The 18,637-nt window shown below is 58.1% G+C and carries 21 protein-coding genes; 9 read left to right on the top strand and 12 right to left on the bottom strand.

Translation table 11 applies throughout. The features are described from left to right. Window positions 1-29 precede the first annotated feature (29 nt). The 5 genes from BM190_RS35940 to BM190_RS35915 all read right to left on the bottom strand — a co-directional run bounded on the left by BM190_RS35940 (window position 30) and on the right by BM190_RS35915 (window position 6,888). Window positions 30-1,250, bottom strand: coding sequence for a substrate-binding protein (locus tag BM190_RS35940; protein ID WP_092262240.1), 1,221 nt, complete (start codon window positions 1,248-1,250; stop codon window positions 30-32). Continuing rightward, window positions 1,247-2,110, bottom strand: a complete 864-nt coding sequence (locus BM190_RS35935) for a branched-chain amino acid ABC transporter permease (protein ID WP_092262239.1) — start codon at window positions 2,108-2,110, stop codon at window positions 1,247-1,249. The genes BM190_RS35940 and BM190_RS35935 overlap by 4 nt, the downstream gene beginning before the upstream one ends. Before the next feature lie 906 nt (window positions 2,111-3,016). After that, on the bottom strand, window positions 3,017-4,789 hold the full coding sequence (locus BM190_RS35925; protein ID WP_092262237.1) for an FAD-dependent oxidoreductase: 1,773 nt from the start codon (window positions 4,787-4,789) through the stop codon (window positions 3,017-3,019). Beyond that, window positions 4,782-5,645, bottom strand: coding sequence for a phosphoenolpyruvate hydrolase family protein (locus tag BM190_RS35920; RefSeq protein WP_092262236.1), 864 nt, complete (start codon window positions 5,643-5,645; stop codon window positions 4,782-4,784). Before BM190_RS35920 ends, BM190_RS35925 begins: the two co-directional genes overlap by 8 nt. Further along, a complete protein-coding gene (locus tag BM190_RS35915) occupies window positions 5,638-6,888 on the bottom strand; it encodes a Tm-1-like ATP-binding domain-containing protein (protein ID WP_244550847.1) in 1,251 nt (416 codons plus the stop codon). Before BM190_RS35915 ends, BM190_RS35920 begins: the two co-directional genes overlap by 8 nt. Window positions 6,889-7,447: 559 nt before the next feature. Between BM190_RS35915 and BM190_RS35910 the strand changes: the two genes are divergently transcribed. Then, entirely contained in the window at window positions 7,448-7,720 is a 273-nt protein-coding gene (locus BM190_RS35910; RefSeq protein WP_092262235.1) for a hypothetical protein, read from the top strand. Continuing rightward, window positions 7,713-8,051 (top strand): hypothetical protein, encoded by a 339-nt coding sequence (locus tag BM190_RS35905; RefSeq protein ID WP_143109156.1) that lies wholly within the window; start codon window positions 7,713-7,715, stop codon window positions 8,049-8,051. The genes BM190_RS35910 and BM190_RS35905 overlap by 8 nt, the downstream gene beginning before the upstream one ends. Before the next feature lie 136 nt (window positions 8,052-8,187). On the opposite strand, the gene BM190_RS35900 is transcribed toward BM190_RS35905, so the two are convergent. The 4 genes from BM190_RS35900 to BM190_RS35885 all read right to left on the bottom strand — a co-directional run bounded on the left by BM190_RS35900 (window position 8,188) and on the right by BM190_RS35885 (window position 10,177). Beyond that, the gene (locus tag BM190_RS35900; RefSeq protein ID WP_092262233.1) at window positions 8,188-8,391 is read right to left on the bottom strand and encodes a hypothetical protein; all 204 of its coding nucleotides are present in this window, start codon (window positions 8,389-8,391) and stop codon (window positions 8,188-8,190) included. A 62-nt stretch (window positions 8,392-8,453) separates the two neighbouring features. Continuing rightward, window positions 8,454-8,681 (bottom strand): hypothetical protein, encoded by a 228-nt coding sequence (locus tag BM190_RS35895; RefSeq protein ID WP_092262232.1) that lies wholly within the window; start codon window positions 8,679-8,681, stop codon window positions 8,454-8,456. A 59-nt stretch (window positions 8,682-8,740) separates the two neighbouring features. Next, entirely contained in the window at window positions 8,741-9,166 is a 426-nt protein-coding gene (locus BM190_RS35890; protein WP_143109155.1) for a hypothetical protein, read from the bottom strand. Between the two features lie 18 nt (window positions 9,167-9,184). Then, window positions 9,185-10,177, bottom strand: coding sequence for a hypothetical protein (locus BM190_RS35885; protein ID WP_092262230.1), 993 nt, complete (start codon window positions 10,175-10,177; stop codon window positions 9,185-9,187). 464 nt (window positions 10,178-10,641) lie between these two features. Here BM190_RS35885 and BM190_RS35880 point away from each other — a divergent pair, with 464 nt between their 5' ends. The 7 genes from BM190_RS35880 to BM190_RS41985 all read left to right on the top strand — a co-directional run bounded on the left by BM190_RS35880 (window position 10,642) and on the right by BM190_RS41985 (window position 14,612). Next, window positions 10,642-10,935, top strand: coding sequence for a hypothetical protein (locus tag BM190_RS35880; protein WP_092262229.1), 294 nt, complete (start codon window positions 10,642-10,644; stop codon window positions 10,933-10,935). Window positions 10,936-11,827: 892 nt separating this feature from the next. Beyond that, on the top strand, window positions 11,828-12,007 hold the full coding sequence (locus BM190_RS40020; RefSeq protein ID WP_143109154.1) for a hypothetical protein: 180 nt from the start codon (window positions 11,828-11,830) through the stop codon (window positions 12,005-12,007). Continuing rightward, on the top strand, window positions 11,995-12,465 hold the full coding sequence (locus BM190_RS35875; protein WP_092262228.1) for a hypothetical protein: 471 nt from the start codon (window positions 11,995-11,997) through the stop codon (window positions 12,463-12,465). The genes BM190_RS40020 and BM190_RS35875 overlap by 13 nt, the downstream gene beginning before the upstream one ends. 291 nt (window positions 12,466-12,756) lie before the next feature. Then, a complete protein-coding gene (locus BM190_RS35870) occupies window positions 12,757-13,194 on the top strand; it encodes a hypothetical protein (protein WP_177237489.1) in 438 nt (145 codons plus the stop codon). Window positions 13,195-13,346: 152 nt separating this feature from the next. Next, window positions 13,347-13,616, top strand: a complete 270-nt coding sequence (locus BM190_RS35865) for a hypothetical protein (RefSeq protein ID WP_092262227.1) — start codon at window positions 13,347-13,349, stop codon at window positions 13,614-13,616. Between the two features lie 22 nt (window positions 13,617-13,638). Continuing rightward, window positions 13,639-13,887, top strand: a complete 249-nt coding sequence (locus BM190_RS35860) for a hypothetical protein (RefSeq protein WP_092262226.1) — start codon at window positions 13,639-13,641, stop codon at window positions 13,885-13,887. Between the two features lie 356 nt (window positions 13,888-14,243). Further along, a complete protein-coding gene (locus BM190_RS41985) occupies window positions 14,244-14,612 on the top strand; it encodes a trypsin-like peptidase domain-containing protein (RefSeq protein ID WP_502687019.1) in 369 nt (122 codons plus the stop codon). A 216-nt stretch (window positions 14,613-14,828) separates the two neighbouring features. Here BM190_RS41985 and BM190_RS40015 read toward each other — a convergent pair whose 3' ends face one another. The 3 genes from BM190_RS40015 to BM190_RS35840 form a co-directional block, all read right to left on the bottom strand. Then, the gene (locus tag BM190_RS40015) at window positions 14,829-15,086 is read right to left on the bottom strand and encodes a hypothetical protein (RefSeq protein WP_143109153.1); all 258 of its coding nucleotides are present in this window, start codon (window positions 15,084-15,086) and stop codon (window positions 14,829-14,831) included. A gap of 12 nt (window positions 15,087-15,098) precedes the next feature. After that, window positions 15,099-16,187 carry a hypothetical protein gene (locus BM190_RS35855; protein ID WP_092262225.1) on the bottom strand — a complete coding sequence of 363 codons (1,089 nt, stop codon included), beginning with the start codon at window positions 16,185-16,187 and terminating at the stop codon, window positions 15,099-15,101. 1,144 nt (window positions 16,188-17,331) lie between these two features. Further along, on the bottom strand, window positions 17,332-17,568 hold the full coding sequence (locus tag BM190_RS35840) for a hypothetical protein (protein WP_092262222.1): 237 nt from the start codon (window positions 17,566-17,568) through the stop codon (window positions 17,332-17,334). Window positions 17,569-18,637 lie beyond the last annotated feature (1,069 nt).

The raw sequence follows: 18,637 nt of genomic DNA, 5'->3' as shown, positions 1-18,637 counted from the left end.
CGGCTGTGTGCGAGTGCCGGTCGATGACATCAGCACTCCTTCGGATCGACCAGGCCGGCGCTACGCGCGACAATCTCGTACTGGCCGCCCTTCGCCACTCCAATGTACATGTTCATCCTGCAGTGGCGCCTGCCGGGCGCCATCTCGGCAGGCCCGCCCGGCCCTTCCGCAATCTTCGCGTGGTCGAGGGCGGCGGCTACCGAGTCGCGGTCAATTGTACCAGCCTCCTTCACTGCAGCCTCCCATAGCTTCAGTCCGCGATAGGTGCCGGTAGCGGCGCTGCCTGCCGAGAACCTGAACTTGGCAGGGAATTGTTTGTCGTAAGCCGATTGGATCCTGGCGCTCACTGGATCCTCCGCCGCGAGCACCTTGTAGTAGTCGAGGCTGCTCGCAAGCCCTTCAATCTCGTGGGCTTGGTTCATTTCCAGGAAGTTTTCGTCGTAATAGACGCAGCCCAGTCGCCCGCCGTTTTTTGAGAAGCCGGCTTGGTAGAGCTGCTTGAAGAACGGGCTAACGCCGGGCGGAACAATGGCGTTGAAAACCACGTCTACTTTGTTGGATATGATGCGGCTAACCGTAGAGGAAAAGTCGATCTGATCGAGCGGGTAGTATTCTTCAAAGACGACTTCGCCACCGCTGCTCTCGATCACCTTACGCGCATAGGTGTTAATTGTTTGCGGCCAAACATAATTGGAACCAGGCAAGGCAAAGCGTTTGCCACCATTTTTGATCAACCAGGGAATGAACTGGTCGCAATTCTGAGCCGGTACCGGCCCGGTGCAGAACAGATAGGGCGTGCACTCTTTGCCTTCATAACCTTCCGGATAGATATAGAGCGTTTTGCCGCGAGAGATAATGACGTCCTTGATCGCATTGCGCATCGAACTCGAGATACCGCCGATCACCAAGTCGACCTTGTCGCGCTGAATCAGCTTGCGCACATTTCCTACGGCAACGGATTCGTCGGAGGCAGTATCCTCAATCAGCAGTTCGATCGGGCGTCCCAACAGGCCGCCGGAGTCGTTGATCTCCTTGACCAGCATGCGAGCGACATTGGCGTCGGTGTTGCCGGCAAAGCCGAGGGACCCCGTAAGATCGGTAGCAATGCCGAGCCTGATCGGGCCTTCCGCAGCATTTGCCCAGTCCGGACGAATCACCCAGCTGCCCGGGCCCGCCGCGATGGCAGCCGAAGCGAAGGCAAAATTGCCGAGAAAGCGGCGGCGGCTCAGTTGACGGCTGGCGTTGATCATCGGTTGACCCCTCTTCCCGAAACTAGGCCTTGCGGCCGGACCTTGATTAAAATGATGGCGAGCACGAACACCAGAACGTCGGCGATGACCGGTGACATCAGCCAAGGCAGCCAGGCACTGAGCGTACCGATGACGCTGGCGCCTGCGACCGGGCCCGCGAAGGACCCGACGCCGCCGACCATGACGGCAACAAAACCCTGGATAAGAAAGCGAATGCCGAGATCGGCGAACAGTGAAAAGACCGGCACGATCAGCGCGCCGGCGAGGCCCGCGAGCGCGGCACCAAACGCAAAGGTGAGGCTGTAGATCATGCCCGTGGAGATGCCCGAGGCGCGCGCCAGAGACGGGTTCTCCAGCGAGGCGCGGACCCGCAGGCCGAACGAGGTGTAGGCGAGCAGTGCATGGCTCGCGGCCATCACCAGCAAAGTGATGATGACGATGACGCAACGCCAGGCGGCGAAATGCAGACTACCGATCGTGATAGAGCCACTGATTGGCTCCGGCACCGATAGATAGAGTCCGCCGGTCAGGCCGCGCACTGCTTCGCGAATGATCAGCCCGAGCGCATAGGTGCCAAGCATGGCGACGATTGGAGCGGCGTAAAACCGTCGAACCACGAGCTTTTCCAGGATGAAACCAAGCGCGCCGACCACGACGGGCGCGGCAAGCATGCCGAGCGGGACCGGCAAACCGACGCTGTGCACGAGATAAGTGACATAGGCGCCGAGCAGGACGAACTCGCCCTGGGCGAAGTTGAAGATACCCATCATGCTGGCAATGATTCCGAGGCCGAGCACGACCAGCACAACGATCGCGCCGAAGCTCAAGATCTCGAACATGGCGATAGGTAGCGTATCCATGCTGCTGCGTCACATTCCCGGCGATTGCGAGCACATCCGCTTCACGCCGACCGCTTGAAGGCGTGAGCTACTTATTGGAATGCGAAGGGCTGCTGCCACGAGAGCGCTCCTGGAAGGTCATCCCGGCAATGGGAGTTGCATGCGAACGTGAGCTTCTTGGGCGGCTCGCCTGTCGACACTTCATTCACGACACGCAGCGCGAGATTTCCTAGAGAAACGTCGGCGAGATCTGAGTAATGTTGAGTAATGTTCGCGGGCGCAACCGACATTGCGCCCGCGTCAAAGAGTGCCCGCCGGCGGGTCGCTAACGTTCGCGCCAGCGCAATTTCGATGCGGCCAATACTGATACGAGCGCTATCCGCATGCCCTAACCCCGTGGCAGGGGCACAAACGCGTTCCGCGGCGAACGATGTCGAACCATGGGAGGAAATCAGGCGAAATGACCCACCACCTGATTATGCCGCAGGCTGTTAGTTCAGTACTGGAAAGCTCATTGCGGCCGAACAGCTGCCTTGCCAACCAGCGGAAGGTTAGAACCAATTCACCCGCAAACGTGTTTTACAAGGTTTGAAGCAACTCGTCGGACGCCGGAGGCGTGTCATTATCCTCTTCTAGCCGCCTGATGACGGCGCATGACAACCCCCTTCGGTCGGCGAACTCCTTCACCGACCAGTTCAGCATCACCGGGGGCTCACAAGTGCCTCCCGGTGAGCTTTGATACGGGCCGACGCTTGCGACGATCTTGGCGTGGCGTGAGCGGCGCATCGTGTCCTTCCAGATCATGAGATCATAGTCGCATGGAGCCCGGCAGGGCTCATAAGGTTTTTATAGCGGTGCTGGTTGGCCGTCCGCACCTTGCTTTGGCGCTGGTCGGTCGTCGCGGGCGAACAGGAGAGAACACTCGGCTTACACTCCGGATGCCGCCGCGGGCTGCTCCTGTCGCGCCGACCGCACGATGCTGTCGATCGCGCGGTAGGCGAACACAATCGCCGGCCCGATCGTAATGCCTGCCCCAGGATAGATTCCACGCATTGGCGAGGTCATGTCATTGCCGCAGGCATAAAGACCTGCAATCGGCGCCCCATTTCCATTCAGGACCTGTCCCTCTGCATCAGTTGAGAGGCCGGTCGCCGTCCCAAGGGTTGCCGGGACAATTGGGAGCGCGATGAATGGGCCGCTCTTGATAGGCCCAAGGTTCGGGTTCTTCTTTCCTATCGCCGGATCTCCAAGCGTGCGGTTGAAAGCCGATTCACCGCGGTTGAAGAGCGGATCGCGTCCTTCAGCTGCGTGGGCATTGTGTTCGTCAACGGTCTTTTGGAGCTCGTTGGGATCGAGCCCCAATTCCCCTGCAAGCTCTGCAATAGTCCGGCCGATCTCGATGTAGCCCAACCGGGCATACTTTTTGATACTCAATGTCCATGGCCAGGGGAGCAGATGTCCCATGCCCCTGAGGCGGACAAATTCCTTGTCGCAGATGAAATAGAAGCGCTTGTCCGCCGGATAACCGTTGTTGAACATGGCAAGGCAGATATCATGATACGAATTGGATTCATTGACGAAGCGCTTGGCATTTGGCCCCACCGCGATGACGCCTGGACGGCCACGATCGAGCCAGCCGTACGGGACCACTTGCGAGGAGCGGCCGTTCCTGAGTATCGAGACGGGCGTCCAGAAGCCGCTCGATGCCACGTCATTATCGATCGCCGCTCCGAGCTTGCCCGCAAGCGCAATACCGTCGCCGGTCACGTCGCTGTGGGCGAGCGTATCATTGTGCTGGTGGGCTCCGCTGAGCTTGGCTCGCAATTGACCGTTCCGCGCAAAGCCACCGGTTGCCAGGATCACTCCGTGCGAGGCGCGGACGCGGATGTCCCTGCCATCCCGGTTGAGGACCGCGCCAGTAACTCTCCCTCCCTCCCTCGTCAGATCTACCGCCGGGCAGCGGGGCCAGGTTTCAACCCCATATCTGCGCAGGCTTACCAATAACCGCGCGATCAGCGCATTGCCGCCACTGAGTTCGGTGCCCCTCCTGTAGCGCAGCCGGTCGCCTACGTAGCGGCTGACTCGGCGCAGGACGTGTTTGAGCGAGGCAGCCGACTGGAAAGGGTTGAGGAAGCTTCTCACCTCGCCGGACGAAATCATCATGCCGCCGAGCACGACGCGAATCGGATCACCTATCAGGTCGAAATCCTTGCCGAGAAGCCGTCCGTCGTAAGGTGCTGGGCTCAGCGCCCGCCCCTTGGTGGCCCCGCCGATTTGGCTGGAATGATAATCCGGAGCGGAGGCCAGTGTGAACTTGACTGCACTCCCATTCTCCAAGCTGGCGAGGGCCGTTGGGCCGTCTTCTAGATAGGCGTCCACGAACTCGGAGCGATAGTAGTTGCCAAGTTCGTGTTGCAGATAGATCTTCGCATTCGCAATCGAATCATCGATGTTCGCCGCTCGGGCCTGCATTGAGCATGGAACCCAGATCATGCCGTTCGACAGGGCCGTCGTGCCACCGAGCCGGTCAGACTTCTCGCACACGGTCACGCGAAGTCCGGCTTTTGCTGCATAGAGCGCTGCGGACAGTCCAGCCGCGCCGCTGCCGATCACGAGCACGTCCGTCTCCAAATCATGCGTTGGCTTGCTCGCTTTGGAGAAGGAAGCGGCATTGGGCTTCAATTCGATTGGGCTATTCATCCGTGCCTCGGTGCAGATTCTGCCGTGAAAGCTGACGCTCTCGCGGGAGCGGAATGGCTTTGAATTCTTCGGTTGCAGCCTTCACCGCCCGCTCGATCGGGATCCGTTCGATCGAGGAGGCGCCAACGAAGCCGACACATTCAGTCGATCGGTAGACTTCCGAGGTATCCTGGGGCTCAGCGATTGCCCCGCCATGGCAGAGAAGGGTGACGTCCGGGCGGACAGCTTGAGCTGCAGCATTGATGTCGTTGATGCGCCTGATGGCCTCTTCAATCGACTGCCCCTCCTCATGTCCCACAAGCCCGCCGCGCGTTGCGCCGACATGTGGGACGATGCAGTCGGCTCCCGCGGACGCCATCGCCTTGGCGTCATGCGGGCTTGCCACATAGGCGAGCGAGAAGATGTTCTTCTTGCGGGCCGCCGCGATCATCTCAACTTCACGCTCAAAGCCGAGCCCGACGCGCTCTCGACGCTCGCGCCATTTCTCACCCATCGTTGAAATGGTCGGGTAGTTGATCACGCCGGAGAAGCCGGCAGCCCAGAACTTGTCCAGAAGATCATCAAGGTCGAGCCGGAGGGGATCCCAGGCCTCGATACCGCCTATAACAGGAACGGAGGAGACGACATTGCGGATCTCCGCCGCCAGCTCAAGCGTCCGCGCATTGGAATCGCCGATCCGGCTCGTCGGCAGCCCCATCAACCGCGATAACCCAGTGCTGTAGACCACGAGCATGTCAGCCCCGCCGAGAGTTGCGCATTTTGCCACGAGCCCGCAACTGCTCGCCGCGGCAAGCACTGCTTTTCCCGCCGCAACTTGAGCTGTGATCTTTGCGCGTATTTCGGCCCGATCAAACATCCGCACGGGGTGACCCTCCTGGTGTCAATCGTTCGACGGTCCACGATGCGGCCGCGTCGGCAAATTGCGGATCGTTGATGTGACAATCCAGCTCGCGGGCGACGATCGAGGGCGGTAGGTTTTGCCTGACAGCGTCGAACCAGGCTCTATCCGCTTCAGGGTTTCGGAAGATTCCACCGTCCCGGTCATAGTCAGACACCCCCTTGGCCGGCCACAACACGAGGGCGGGCGCCTTTGCTTGCGAAAGGCGCTCTGCTGTGAGCCTGCCTATGCGCTCGTTCTCCGAGACCGTCGTGCGCATGAGTGTCGTGAAGGGGGTATGCGAATAGAATTGGCGCCCCTTGAACTCGGCAGGCACGCTCGAGGGAGGGCCAAAGTTCACCATGTCGACAGCTCCCGGAGCGATAAGCTGAGGAATCATGCGGTGAGAAGCTGCTTTGAGCCGATCCGGACCTGCACTGGCCGTGCCGCCGACCAGCTCGTCAGCGAGCTCGGTTGTGGTCAAATCGATCACCGCATCGAATTCACCGGCGGACACGAGCTGCTCCATCTTGCGACCCCCAGCGCCATTGGCCGGAAAGACAATCGCGTCGACGCCTGCCTCTGCCAGCCGCGCTACACAGCGATTTGCCGCCGGCGTCGTCACGCCAAAGGCCGTGATCGCTACAGTCTTTCTCTTCCGCCGCTCTCGAGCGGGCACATAGCGCATCGCCGCAATGGCCCGCCCTGCGTTGTCGAGAACGCGTTCGGTGAACGCATTGATCCCGAAAAGATCGACCAGGGTCGGATAGAGGAGGATGTCGTTGTGGAGGGCGAGTTCGGCCAGGAGGGCAGGCCTCGCGCTGCTCACCAGCAGCTTTGGGAAGCCATACGGCAAATCCGATGCAACTTCAGCGAAGACTGCGCTGCCTTTGCCGCCCGCCACTCCGACAACAGCGTCGATCGCACCGGATCGCAGGAGTTCCTTGACTTCTTCGCGCGCGCTTGCAGCTATTTCGCGTAAGAGCTCAGCGGGTGCAGCCACCCGTTCATCGCTGCTATCCGCCTCGCTTCTGCACCTCCTGTTTGATGTGCCTACATCAATCGTAAGAGTCTTGCGGCCCGATTGTTCGATGACGCGCGCGAGATAAGCGCTTTCGCGGCCCTTTGTGTCCAAGGTTGCGATAATCGCGACCTTGCCCGCGAGATGAGAGGCGTGACCATCCCGGACCGACCTATGGTCGCCCGCGCAACGGTGAGACACGACTTCCTCCTAGACGTTTCAGGACGTTTGGAGGTCTAGATCCAAGTAAAATGGCTCATAAGCCCGGATACGAGCGCGACTGGGTAAAGTTGGGTAGGCGCCAAGCGGCCATAGAAGCAGCGGCCGCTTCGTGGAGGACTCGAATTTCCAAATATTTAAGTTCTGAGACTGCCTGGGCTGCGTCCCTGGCGTAACCCATTGATCTAACTCTTTAATTGCCGCCGCCTCCAGGCTTGTCCAGAACACAAAGGAACGAACAAGCCTTGGTGCAAAAGTTCCCTCTGGGAAGCCGCGCGCCGAACCCCGAAGCCGGAATCCGATGCCCCGTTTCACCGACCTTCACTCGCTCAAGGCCCTGGACCTATGGGCGGCTCATTTGGGGGGCTCGTCGATGGCGTCAGCAACCGTGGTCCCGTTGAGAGCCGGCGGGTGACATGTGGACGCTGATTTGCTAGTGGCAAGCGCAATAGTTCCGGCAGGCCCAACGGGGTAGGTCGGAACGCGCTCTGCTTTTCGCGACTTGACGAACTCTCATCGGCAATCGAGTATCCCCTGAGCCATGACAATCTTCGTCGTCTTTCGAGTTGCCGAACCCGCGAAGATGGAAGCGGCAATGTCCCGCGCCTTTCCCGGAAATTTTCTTAGGGTCGGTGATCGCGAATGGCTCGTATCAGCCGCTGGCACAGCCCAAGACGTCTCGAACAAACTTCGAGTCACACCTGAGAATGATACAGGCCCCGCTATGATCTTCAGCATGGCCAACTATTACGGGCGAGCAACCACCGAGATTTGGGACTGGATAAAAGCGAAGGCGGAGATGCCCGGTGGCTAGGTCTCCAAAGCAGGATGTGTCGCAAGACGCTACGCCGAAAACCTTTCCCGAAGTACCTCCTCCTGTATTGGCGCAAACCGTCAGCACCATGCATCTCGTCGAGTCGATGATGCAAATGCAGCAGGCGCTCGGCGAGTTGAAATCGGATGTCGGGCACTTGAAAGGATCGTCAGACAAACAGAGCAAAAAACTCGACAGGATCAGTCACATCATATTCGCAACTGGTGTCGTACTGGCTATCGCTGCCACAATCTTCGGCTTCATAATGAACAAGATCTGGGACGGCTTGATAACGCTCCTAACGCGTATGCCGCTGCCACCCGCCCATTAAGGGAAAGCACTACGAATCGAAACGTCACGACGCCTTTCGTGATGCTCAGGACCGACGGAATCCCCGCCTGTCTCTCGCCCAATCCAACGCAATCAAGTCTAGTGCGCTCGGCAACATCGGTTTCTGTTTTCGGGCCCTACTTTAGCACATGCTTGTGCAGTTCGATCATCTCGAAATATCCAGTGATGATCTTTTCGAGAGCATCGGCGATTTTCTTCTCAGCATCGGCCAGTGGCGCGTCACCCAACGGCAGCTTTGGTTCACTGTCGAACGATTCCTTTCCTAGACCAATCGTGACGCGTTCGCCATCGCAGTGAAAGAATGCCGCGGGCGTCTCCATTTGATAGCTGTCGGAAGCTCGTTTTGGGCTAACACAACTAAACTTCAGCGAGGGGCTCCGCTTCACATAATAGTTGCGGACGTCATACTGTTTTTCTCGACATCGTGTTTGGCGAAATCTGCGCGAGCGCGCTCAAGTATTGGCAGAACAACTGTCTCGAGTGCAGAGACGGCTTTGTCGACGAACTCATCGCGTTGTTTCTTTTCTTGCGCCAGCTTCTCTGCGTCTTTAGAAGCTCGCGCCTCCTGCTCCGCCTTCGCTTTCGCCGCCATCGAGCTGAAATCGGTCATTAGCTTCCTCCTGGACAGAGGATTCCGCAACCAAGGCGCGAGCGCAAGAGGCTGTATGGCTACTTTTTTGAAGACTTTTGAAACTCGACGATAGCAGATGCGGACTTCTCAATGGTCGACTGCATTGCCAGCATAAGAGATAGCCAGATCACGACCCCAATGGCCGGGACGGCGACGCGGCTTAACCACCGAACGAAACCAAACCGCGCCCCCTTTCCTGGCCGAACTTCTCGTATCGCGACCGCCATTCCGGGCAACTTTCCGTGCGTCAACCAATCGACGAACGTTTGAATGTACAACACAAGCATGAAGTAACCGGTCAAGCACAGCGTCCAGAGCAGGACGCTCCGCGTTGCTTCCGCCACAACTTGGATTGTCGCAGAGAGCGCCAGCCACGCGACAATCTTGAAGAAGCCATCGACCATCGATCGCACCGGCGACAGAAATGTGTGATCGTCCGGTAATTCTATGATCCTGAGTTTCATTCGTATCGCACCGCTCGCCTACTTGAGCCCGCGCTTCTTCTTCTCGCTACGAAGCAGCTTTTCGAATGCCTCATCCCATCCTATTCTGTGAGGTAGCCGATCAAATTTTGCGTCGGTCTCCTTGAGAAGCTCAAGCCGTGAACGCTTGGAGACGTTCTCCCATTGGTCATAGAGCACATACAGCGCATTCCCGTACTGCACGTTCTCGAAAACGACGAGATCATCAGCAAACTTAGCTCCAATATACGAGCCGAAGCCGCCCGAGCCCTTCAGAAAGGCTGCCGGGCTGAGTTTGGAGAATAGACGAACGCGCTCATCGATCTTGCTGCGAAGCTCGGCGTGGGTCGTTCCGCCGCGCGTCAACCGCTCGACAACTTCCGTCGCGTTGCCGGGCGGGAAAACTTCCCAGTCGAGGGTTATGGTCTTGATGTAGTCAGCGGTGGAGGTTTCGCTGCTCACGACGCCTGCAGCTCCGCAGTGCTCCTGCAAGAGATTAAGCATAAGCAGAAGTTCGCCCTCGAAGCCCGCCGCAGCTCGACTGAGCTCTTGCTTCACGCGCAGCAATACGACACAGGCTCCAGCTAGATTGACCTTCAGTGTATGCGCAACGATCGAATATAGGCGAGGTTCGTGGAACTCACGCTGATAGACTTCCCGCGTGTGATAGTGCGTGTGAGTGCCATACCTTGACGCATCACCAAAGTTGGGACTCTCCCAATAACGGGTCTTTGTCGTCATCGGTAAATCACGGCGGACCACTTCCCAGCCGTTTCGATTGCGATCAGAATACTTCCCCATGTCGGCGCCGGGGATTGTCTCACGCGATTCCCCCTCTCCGCTCGGAATGCCCAGCTGTTTGAGCGGCTCAGCATTAATCTGATCTGGAGTGAACGTCTTGGTCACGCCGACGAAGAATATGTGGGACTGAAATGCCGCGATCTGCTTGAGGATGTGGTCAGGGACAGCCTTAAGGTTACGCTTCCAAGGTACCGCGCGAAACTTGCTCGCCATTTGCTTTCCATCAGGTGATTCGCAACGGCCGAAATGATGACACGCAGAACGAGTGATCGCCGCAATAATCGCGCTTATCCCACCTATTCACAGGTCCAGGGAGAGGCTTCCTCAGAGCGTCCAGCCCTAGGCGAATTCTACGCACCCCTTCCCGGCTGTCGCAATTCGCATCCCGTCGGCCGCGGCCCCATGCCCGTGAAGGTTACGCGGCATCCTCGAGCTTGCCGCTGCTGCTATTCGCATCAAATCTTCCGTAGTCCTGGCCCGCCATTGATCGTAAGGCCACCGCCGGCCGTGGCTATTCGCATCAGGTCTTCGGTTGTTCGATTGTCAAGCGACATGGATCCTTCTCCCTATAAACACGGCACCATTCTGCAACCGCAGGGCGAGCGCAATAGGCCAGTAGGTGAATTGGCTTGGGTGACCTTGATTTGGCAATCTGAGACCCCGCCCTCGGAGCGCCCATGCCCGCGTATCTCGTCCGAATCATCGAGAACCGCGACCTTGTCGGCATCTTCATCGCCGATGACGAGGACGACCTTGCCTTCGTGATGGACGAGTGCACCGACGCGCCGGGGGGCGAATACGTCGAGCTGCCGGCGGGCGGCATCATGTGGGATAGCCCCGCCAAGCCCGTCCCCCTCCAGACCGGCGATCCCGAGGACATGGAGTCCGAGCCCGAAGAATTCCCATGGGCCGGCGCCTCACTGACGGAGCGCTGGTGGTACATCGCCTACGGCATGGAGGATGTCGAATAGACGCCCTTCGATGAAGACCCACCCGGCCGGCTCGGCCAGAGCCGCGGCCCCGCCCGCCCGGCTGGGGACGCGTGATCCAGTTTCGGAAGCGCCGGGGCGGGTGAGCTGGGAAAATTCCCGAGGTGCAGAGCATCATGGGGCGGGCGCGGGAAGCACCCGCCTAAGGAAGCGGCATACCTAAACGTCGATGTTCACGCTTTTCCAAAGTCCCGGAGCAATAACACTGGTGCAGTGCCCGGATCCGTCGAGAAAAAAGAAGCGCTCCATCTCGCGTGTCGACACTCCGCATATTGGGGGGCCCGAAACCGTGAGCTGTCTTCCGTTGGTGAGCGTCACGACGAACGGTTCTCGCGAAAGAGCGTCATTCGCACTGTCTGGCATAATCATCCCCTGCGATCGTCGACTGAAAACCAAGGCTGAAGCTAACGCAACCTGACGCAAATCAGCTGATGATGCTCTGGGTTTGATCACCCGGACCAGAGCTAGGCCGCATTCCCTTGGTCAAAGAATCACTCGTTTGGCGACGAGCGATGGCGGCTGAAACGACGGACGCGCTTGGCGTCGCGGCTCCGATCGGACCTTTATGGCCGGGGCGAGCGTGCAGTCCACCGGGAAACCGCAAAAAAACGTCTCGACCAGTCGCTCTGGCTAGTGATCAACCCCCGGCTGCCCGGTCTGTCACCGGGCATGGCTTTGATCGGCCAAACCCAGAGCACGATATGACAACCAAGACCGCAAGCGCCCCAGGCGCCGTCCAATTGGCCCTACTCCTCCCACCTCAGCTAGCCCGCCGAGCGCATCGCAGGCCACCTCAACCGAGGCTGGACCGACGCGCTCAAAGCCGACTTATACGCCCCGCGCAGAAAGCGCCGTTCTGAGTAGGAGATCCCTGATGAATTCGATCGTCGCCCTTCCCATCGTCGCTGCAACGCCCACCACGGCGCCGGAGATGCTATCCGTTGCCGATCCGATCTTCGCCGCCCTGGACGCTGGCGGCGCGTCGAAATCGAGCTCGACGAGTTGTGCGAGGTCTATCCTAAGCAGGGAACAGCTTCGGAGATGGACGATCTGATGGACCGGCACGGCGCGGCCTTTCGTGTCGTCATGCGCACCCGGCCAACGACTCCGGCGGGGCTGGCCGCGCTTACGAGCTGGGTGCTCGAGGAGGCCAACGATATGCTCGTCAACGAGAGCCACTGGTTCAGCCATGATCTCTGCGCGCTCGCGGCGACCCTCGACGACGCCGTGCGCGGCATTTCAAAGCTCGAGCCATGGTCGCTGCCTTATCGCAAGGCAGCAAACCACGGACTTGACGATGCGAGTTCTTTGGAGGATCGCAACGCGGTCGTCGAGGCCGAGGTCGGTCAAGATCCAGACGAATACACGGATGAGGCAGCCAGCGCCTTCTGGCAGGCCGCCGACGATCTTTTCGACATTAAACCGACGACGCTCGCCCGCGTGGTGGCGTTTCTTCGATTTGCTGACGACCTGGGTGACAGCAACAAGACCTTATTGAAGGCAATGCGGTGAAGCTCGTTAGGACACTGCTCATGCAAACCTGAATCTGGCCAAAGCGGGCCGGCGTTCCGTTCAGGTTGGCTAGTTTTAGTGGACGAAATGACAGCACTACAGACGCGAGGCGAGGCCCCGTGTCATCTTCCGGGAGATCGATATCGGTTTGAATGAAAGGATGGAGAGACAAGCTGTCGCACTCAACCTAAATAGGCAACCTATTTATTGACGATTGCATGCAACCCGTGGTGGGATAAGTGAGGGTGGATAGAAAATGGAGATGTATCCTCAATCATATTGGAGGCGAGAATGGCACTTATATACGACGTGCAGAGCGCCATCATAAGAGTGCTCCGAAGCAATCCGCCACAGATTATTGTTTGGGCCACCGGGAGGACGGCGTCTACCGGATGGGCAAATCCTCAGCTTGAACCGTACGTCTACATTGACGCTCCGCCGGACGGGATCCAAGACTTCGAGTTCACCGCCGACCCGCCCAATTTCTCTCTCCCTGTATTGACGCCAATCAGCGCTGATGCCGCGGTCACCCGAGACCCTGCCAACTATTGGGGAAAGGAAAAACCACTCGTCGGCGTGCGAATACGCTCTCGCACAAATTCCATTGAACAGAAGCTCGAAGCAGGCTCGGAACAATTCCTTCCGATGGGCGAAGGCTTGCCTCTACCCTGGCCCATCCCATGGAGGCGGCTGGAAAAGATGGGACCTTATACCGGCGGCGGTGGCTGAAACATACTCGCCTTATCCACTGGGACAATCTTCTTTGCCGGGAGGTAGATCAGAATCATACTAGTTTGCGCGGGGCCGGCCGGCCAGCCGTCGCTGATGTCTCACCGCCAGCAGCTTGCCCCGCGCGATCCTCTCAGCGGCGTGCGTGAACCATGGAAGATCGAGCGCGTGAAATAGTCGGCGTCGCTGAGATGCTCGATGATCTGATCGCTACTGGCTGCTCGGCCCATGAAGCTTCTCGTCGGCTTGCCGGAGCGATCGAGTCCGGCAAAATTATCCTGAAGGATAAGCGCGGAAACGGTTTGACCGATATTACACCTACATTGCGGATCTTGTACGATCTTTTCCCAATGGCAGACCTAACGCCCTCATCGTTCAAAGGCTTGCGGACGATGCGATGGCGGATTGCGACCGCAGTTTGAGATCGCTTGCGGGAATCGTTCATTGGATGAGCGCTCGCCGGAGGCGACGAAAGAGAACAGGCGGCTCACGAAGATTACACTGGTCGAGTTCGTCTGCACCTATATCGCCACCGCGCAGAATCCGACACTCGACGGGCTTCGCGCCCATCCAAAGCAGCAAGGCTTCGTTGGCGGCCGCGAACTGTATGGGCCAGAATACAAACGGCAGATGAAAGATCGGTTGGGAGAAGCAATCGGCCCCGGCCGCCGAACCAAAATCCGCGGAAATTAAATCCGCCGCGGATTGCGGATTTCGACATTGCGAGAAAATCACGACAGTTTCCTTGACACCTTCAAATTATCAAAGGATGTCAGGAAATGTCGAAGCGACGCCTAATCGACATCAAGACCATGGCGGAGAAGTACGGCTGCTCCGTTCATGAGATCGCCGGCGCCATCGCTTGGGATTGATCCCTGGGGGCATCCGGCCGGGCGGCCGGCGTCTCTATTGGGATGAAGCGGTTGCCGACGCGGACATTGACGCGAAGCAGCAGCAGCACGGGGTGGCCGCATGAGAAACCCCGCCTCGAGCAGGAGGCGGGGCCATGGCGCAAACTTCGGTGATCTCGACAATTCCGAGACTGGCGCATTTTCGAGAGCTTCTCGCCGCTGGCCTCAACGGCTTCCCGAACAGCGCCGCTGAAGTCCTCTCGGCTGCCGAGCACATTTTTAGACTCGTCGCCGAATGCTTCGTCGCTTCAACTGGTCGGATATCCAGCCCACCATGCGGCGCGGCCAGTCCGAATAGAGACCGGCACGCTCATTCGACCTTTTCCGAGAAGCGGCGTCCGGCATCTTGAAATCTCACCCAAGATTGCGTTTGGGAATAGCGGCGGCCCGGTGCTCAATGCCAGGGGCGAAGTGATCGGTGTGGCCTTACTCGGTTTGAACGGCAAAGTCGCCCCAAAGAGTGCAGAGTTTCTGGCAGTAGCGTCGAGCGAATTAGCAAAGCTCTGATAGGTCGTGAATGCGGGCTGTGGACGCTAAACACGGCTCCGTAGGATATATCTGATAACGACCGCACTACACCGCGCCGAGCTGTTCTCACCGAGCTTTCGGGAGCATCAATGCCCGGAGACGAAATCCGCCTGCCTCTACCCGCCTTCGTCGGGCGCCAGCGGGCTATCTGAATAGGATTGGCAGTTATAGCCTCGCCGTATCCTGTGGGAGTCTCTACGGTACTTTGCCCGGCGGGTTGCCGAAGACCAACGTATCGCCATAACGAGCTTGCGCTCCATATCTCGTGACCTCGTCATCGGTGATTAGTTCATCTCGGATTTTCCAGGCATACCTAAATTCTTCATCCTGCGGGCCAACGATACTGTCGGCCTGACCGTGGTTTAGGGTCATGTTTTCTATGCCTGTGTGCCTGAATGTAATTTTTACGACAGCGTGATCGTTGTTCACGCATTCTGAACGGCTGTTCGGCAAGAGAGGTCTCCTTTATAGAACGCGCCAATTCCCCGCTTCCTCTACCAAGCGAAGGCCCGGAATCAAACAATTCACCGTCTCTCTTATTTTTTGCTTTAGCAACTTCCAGAACACGGCCTTGAAGGCGGCCACCGCTGCGTCGAAATTTTCGGTAACTACCCCGGTTACCGCAGCATCGACCGCCGCTTCCTTTAAACAATCAAGGAAGATGGATTTGAGTCGTTCATCTGCGTTGAGATAGGTGATTGTCACATACAGCACCAACTCGACATCCCGGATTAGTGTTACCGGTCTCCAAAAATGAAACTTCCATTTTCCCCAGTTTACCAGCGCCCATCTCCACTCCACCTTTGTGTCTGGCCATCTGTTCAGAGAGGCTATCTTGATCTTTTCATATCTCTCCGCGTGGCATTCATTCTGCCTCGCCTCCTCTTTTGCAGCCTCTTCAACTTTCCTTTCTATTTCACCCGGACCGGTGCCTGCCGGTACTTCAATTACGCCGCCCGGTCTTGTCGGCTGGTAAGTTGGGATGAACTCATCCCGGATCGGTCGCAGCTCAAAACCCTTTTCTCTAAAACCAGCAAAATAATTGCGCAGCGCATCCTCTTTCTGACGATCCATGTCCCACGCTTTGAGCGTTAGCGTCGGAGCAAAGTATAACGCAAATTCGTCGGGGCTAGCGCCCAACTGTTGAGCCTTTGCTGTTGCATATGCCTCGATGTCACCGTCGCGTGCACTATTGTAGTCTCGGAACAACTGTACGATAGCGGCCTCGTGTGCTGCACCTCGAACGGCTAAGTTTGTGTCCGCGTGAACTCCGAAGGATTGGATGACACGCATCGTGAGCGAGATGGTCTGAATAATTTGCCCGTTCGCGATAACTTCATAATACCGTCGAACCGCCGTTATTAGGGTGGTGTCCTCAGGAAAATCGCCGGGTTCAGGCCGTTGGCTAGCAACATGCATTCCCAGGTCGGTGATCTGTCTGACAATAGAGGCTTCAAATCGCTTGCTATCGCCTACTTGCCTGCGTTCCCGGCCGAAATAATCCAGCACTTCCTGATCACTCAGGTCTAATACCTGGTTATCCATTACAGCCATAGGTCACTCCATCGGCTCTACCGTGATGCCTCCAGCGGTACGTTTAGGCGCGCGCCACAGCCGTTGCGGATAGAACGGTCGGCCCATGCCGATGCGAGGTTATGAGCACCTCATGAAATTGCAAGCAGAAAGCGAGACGTGCCTCAGAATCCAGAATGCAACTCCACCGCGCGCCCGGGACGCTCTCGTATCGACAAGAAACTTAGTGCAATCCGCCCCTCCTTAGCCGCTTGTTACCTAACCAGGTCGATTGCCGGGAACACTCTTTGACGTCTCAGTGAACGCACCGCCTACGTCTCCCAGCTCCTGGTCGAACTGTATCTCCAGATGTCCACTTTGCGCCTTGCGAACGGTGACCAGATGACGATGGCCCTCGTTGAGAACGGACGCAAGTTTTTCCTGCATTTGTTCCGCCCTTAGGGCGCTGCCCCATATGTGCCGGGTGACGACCAACTCCATAAGCCGAGCTTGTCGTTCCGATCACCGCCCGCTCGACTTGCCATGCGCACTCACCCAACCACTCAAATACACCTAATAGACTGTAAGACTGGTCAACTGCGGGACTACCCGGCAATGCCCCTACGACCATCAGAACGAAAGACCCATCTGGCTTTCTGTACATGCGATCTTCGAGATCGAACGGCTCCAGCGTGACCGGATGCCAATCGTCATAACGTCGTGTAGCGGTCAGTTGCATTTCCCCAGGCCCCTAACGTTGATGCGCCTCGTGTGTTGCAGGGGTGACGATTGCCGTGAAAGGATTATTTCGAGGGCCATTGTCGTTTGGTGTTAGGTGTAGGTTACGAATCTAACAGACCTATGCGTCATACCTAACCAGACCGGCACATGCTACTCGCTTCGGATAGCGCTTCAACAGCTCTTGCGAACGTTTGCGCCCAAGCATCGTTCTAGGAACGTCGGCCCGCAATATGTCACGACCGCTTGCACCGCTCGCGCGGAACGTACTGGCGGCGCGATGCGACGTAAGCCAAGCCTGGCAAGATCATGTTCGGCAACGAGTCGAGCAGCACCAGGGTATCAATCGAGTTCCTACAATCGCGCAGCCGGGTGAGTGCCGGGACCAGGATGTCTAGTGACGGCTCATAGGTCGCGCCTTGCCTCGGGGCGTATAGAATGCGCTCCACTAGAACTCCTCCGCCGCGATGCCAAGCTGAACCACTTTGGCGTCGATCCGCGAAACGCCATCAGGCTTCACGTCTGTAATCTCAAATAGAGCACGATTGCAGAGGCGCATGATGCGATAACCCTGCACAAGCTGGAACGGCAACACGCCATAGCCAAACGAGAAGATCGGCTCCGACGTGCTGACAATCGGGCTGACAAAGTGGCCGGAAGCAATCCGGCCATTGTTCTCGCCCATGATTATCGATCTCGCCTTGTTCGTGAAAACCGCCGTTACCGTGACAGCTCTCGCAGGATCAGGCACCGCGGAAAGTTAGGCCGTGGCGTGCCAACGTAAAGGCGTCACCTGCACCAACTCCCCCGTGCTCTCGTCAATGGCCGCGGACACGTCCTGCATGTCCGCACGCCAGTTGTTCCTATCTGGAAACAACATCTGTCTTCCTTACTGCCCTGATGTCCCCGTGTCGGCGCTAGGCTTGGTGCCGTTATCGCCAGGGCCTTGCGTGCTCGTGCCGAGCTTCCCGTTTAGGCTCATGTTCGCAACGCTCTCTGCGCGCTGCACGAGCCGTTCAAAGTACGCGGTCGGTCGGCGAGGGCCGCGAGGCTGCGCTTGGTCGCGTGGCGCTCGGAGAAGGACGAGGGCTGGTCCGGCGGGTGTAATGTAGTCATGGCGCAAGTCTCCTCATCCCCGGCAGCGAAGTGCGCCAGTCTAAGGTATCCGCGCGCGATCTGCCGCTGTGGCCGCCCTGTAGCTTGAAGGTCTCACGGCCCGCGCAAACTTCCGCCGCTCAGCGCTGCACAGCCGGCGGCTGTTCAACGCTACCTACAAATCAACCATGGCGCGTTGATCGGTGAGTTTTAGCCTAAGCACCCGCACTACCCCTGGTACCTGGCTGAGGGGTGAAGCAGGTCAAGCAGGTCCTTCCATCTGGCCAAGCCTTCCGCTCAGGACATGTAATCTGCCGATTGATCGGATTTCGATTCCGAGGGTCGAATCTCTCCGAGCGCGCCAGTAACATCAATCACTTAACAGGTATGCTGTCCCTCCGTTCTTCGGCCGGGAAACCGCGGGGAAACTTCCTCGGTGCTGGACGCACGGGACCGTGGCAGTGGGGAGGGGGTCCCCGAAAAGTTTATTTTTGCCAGGTACGCGTGCCCCATAAGCGGGTGCCCCCTAAGTCGACCAAGCTTCGTTCTACGTGAGATAACCGGAGCAGTTCGGGGATGCCTTCGATTGTCCATTCGCCCGAGGTACAGTAGTTCCGAAACGAGGTGATTGAGGCGCCACCGTCTGGATCGGAAGTCGC

The sequence above is a fragment of the Bradyrhizobium sp. Rc3b genome (genome assembly GCF_900114915.1).
Classification (GTDB): Bacteria; Pseudomonadota; Alphaproteobacteria; order Rhizobiales; family Xanthobacteraceae; genus Bradyrhizobium.
Note: the sequence above shows the minus strand (reverse complement) of the source record. Positions and strands in the feature narration are given on the sequence as shown.

Coding starts and splice junctions, on each gene's coding strand:
- BM190_RS35880 (WP_092262229.1), top strand. CDS start 10,642: ATGCCCGCGTATCTCGTCCGAATCATCGAGAACCGCGACCTTGTCGGC.
- BM190_RS35890 (WP_143109155.1), bottom strand. CDS start 9,166: ATGAAACTCAGGATCATAGAATTACCGGACGATCACACATTTCTGTCG.
- BM190_RS35935 (WP_092262239.1), bottom strand. CDS start 2,110: ATGGATACGCTACCTATCGCCATGTTCGAGATCTTGAGCTTCGGCGCG.
- BM190_RS35875 (WP_092262228.1), top strand. CDS start 11,995: ATGGACGATCTGATGGACCGGCACGGCGCGGCCTTTCGTGTCGTCATG.
- BM190_RS35885 (WP_092262230.1), bottom strand. CDS start 10,177: ATGGCGAGCAAGTTTCGCGCGGTACCTTGGAAGCGTAACCTTAAGGCT.
- BM190_RS35855 (WP_092262225.1), bottom strand. CDS start 16,187: ATGGCTGTAATGGATAACCAGGTATTAGACCTGAGTGATCAGGAAGTG.
- BM190_RS35920 (WP_092262236.1), bottom strand. CDS start 5,645: ATGTTTGATCGGGCCGAAATACGCGCAAAGATCACAGCTCAAGTTGCG.
- BM190_RS35925 (WP_092262237.1), bottom strand. CDS start 4,789: ATGAATAGCCCAATCGAATTGAAGCCCAATGCCGCTTCCTTCTCCAAA.
- BM190_RS40020 (WP_143109154.1), top strand. CDS start 11,828: ATGAATTCGATCGTCGCCCTTCCCATCGTCGCTGCAACGCCCACCACG.
- BM190_RS35910 (WP_092262235.1), top strand. CDS start 7,448: ATGACAATCTTCGTCGTCTTTCGAGTTGCCGAACCCGCGAAGATGGAA.
- BM190_RS35900 (WP_092262233.1), bottom strand. CDS start 8,391: ATGGAGACGCCCGCGGCATTCTTTCACTGCGATGGCGAACGCGTCACG.
- BM190_RS35940 (WP_092262240.1), bottom strand. CDS start 1,250: ATGATCAACGCCAGCCGTCAACTGAGCCGCCGCCGCTTTCTCGGCAAT.
- BM190_RS35840 (WP_092262222.1), bottom strand. CDS start 17,568: ATGGGCGAGAACAATGGCCGGATTGCTTCCGGCCACTTTGTCAGCCCG.
- BM190_RS35895 (WP_092262232.1), bottom strand. CDS start 8,681: ATGACCGATTTCAGCTCGATGGCGGCGAAAGCGAAGGCGGAGCAGGAG.
- BM190_RS35870 (WP_177237489.1), top strand. CDS start 12,757: ATGGCACTTATATACGACGTGCAGAGCGCCATCATAAGAGTGCTCCGA.
- BM190_RS35865 (WP_092262227.1), top strand. CDS start 13,347: ATGGAAGATCGAGCGCGTGAAATAGTCGGCGTCGCTGAGATGCTCGAT.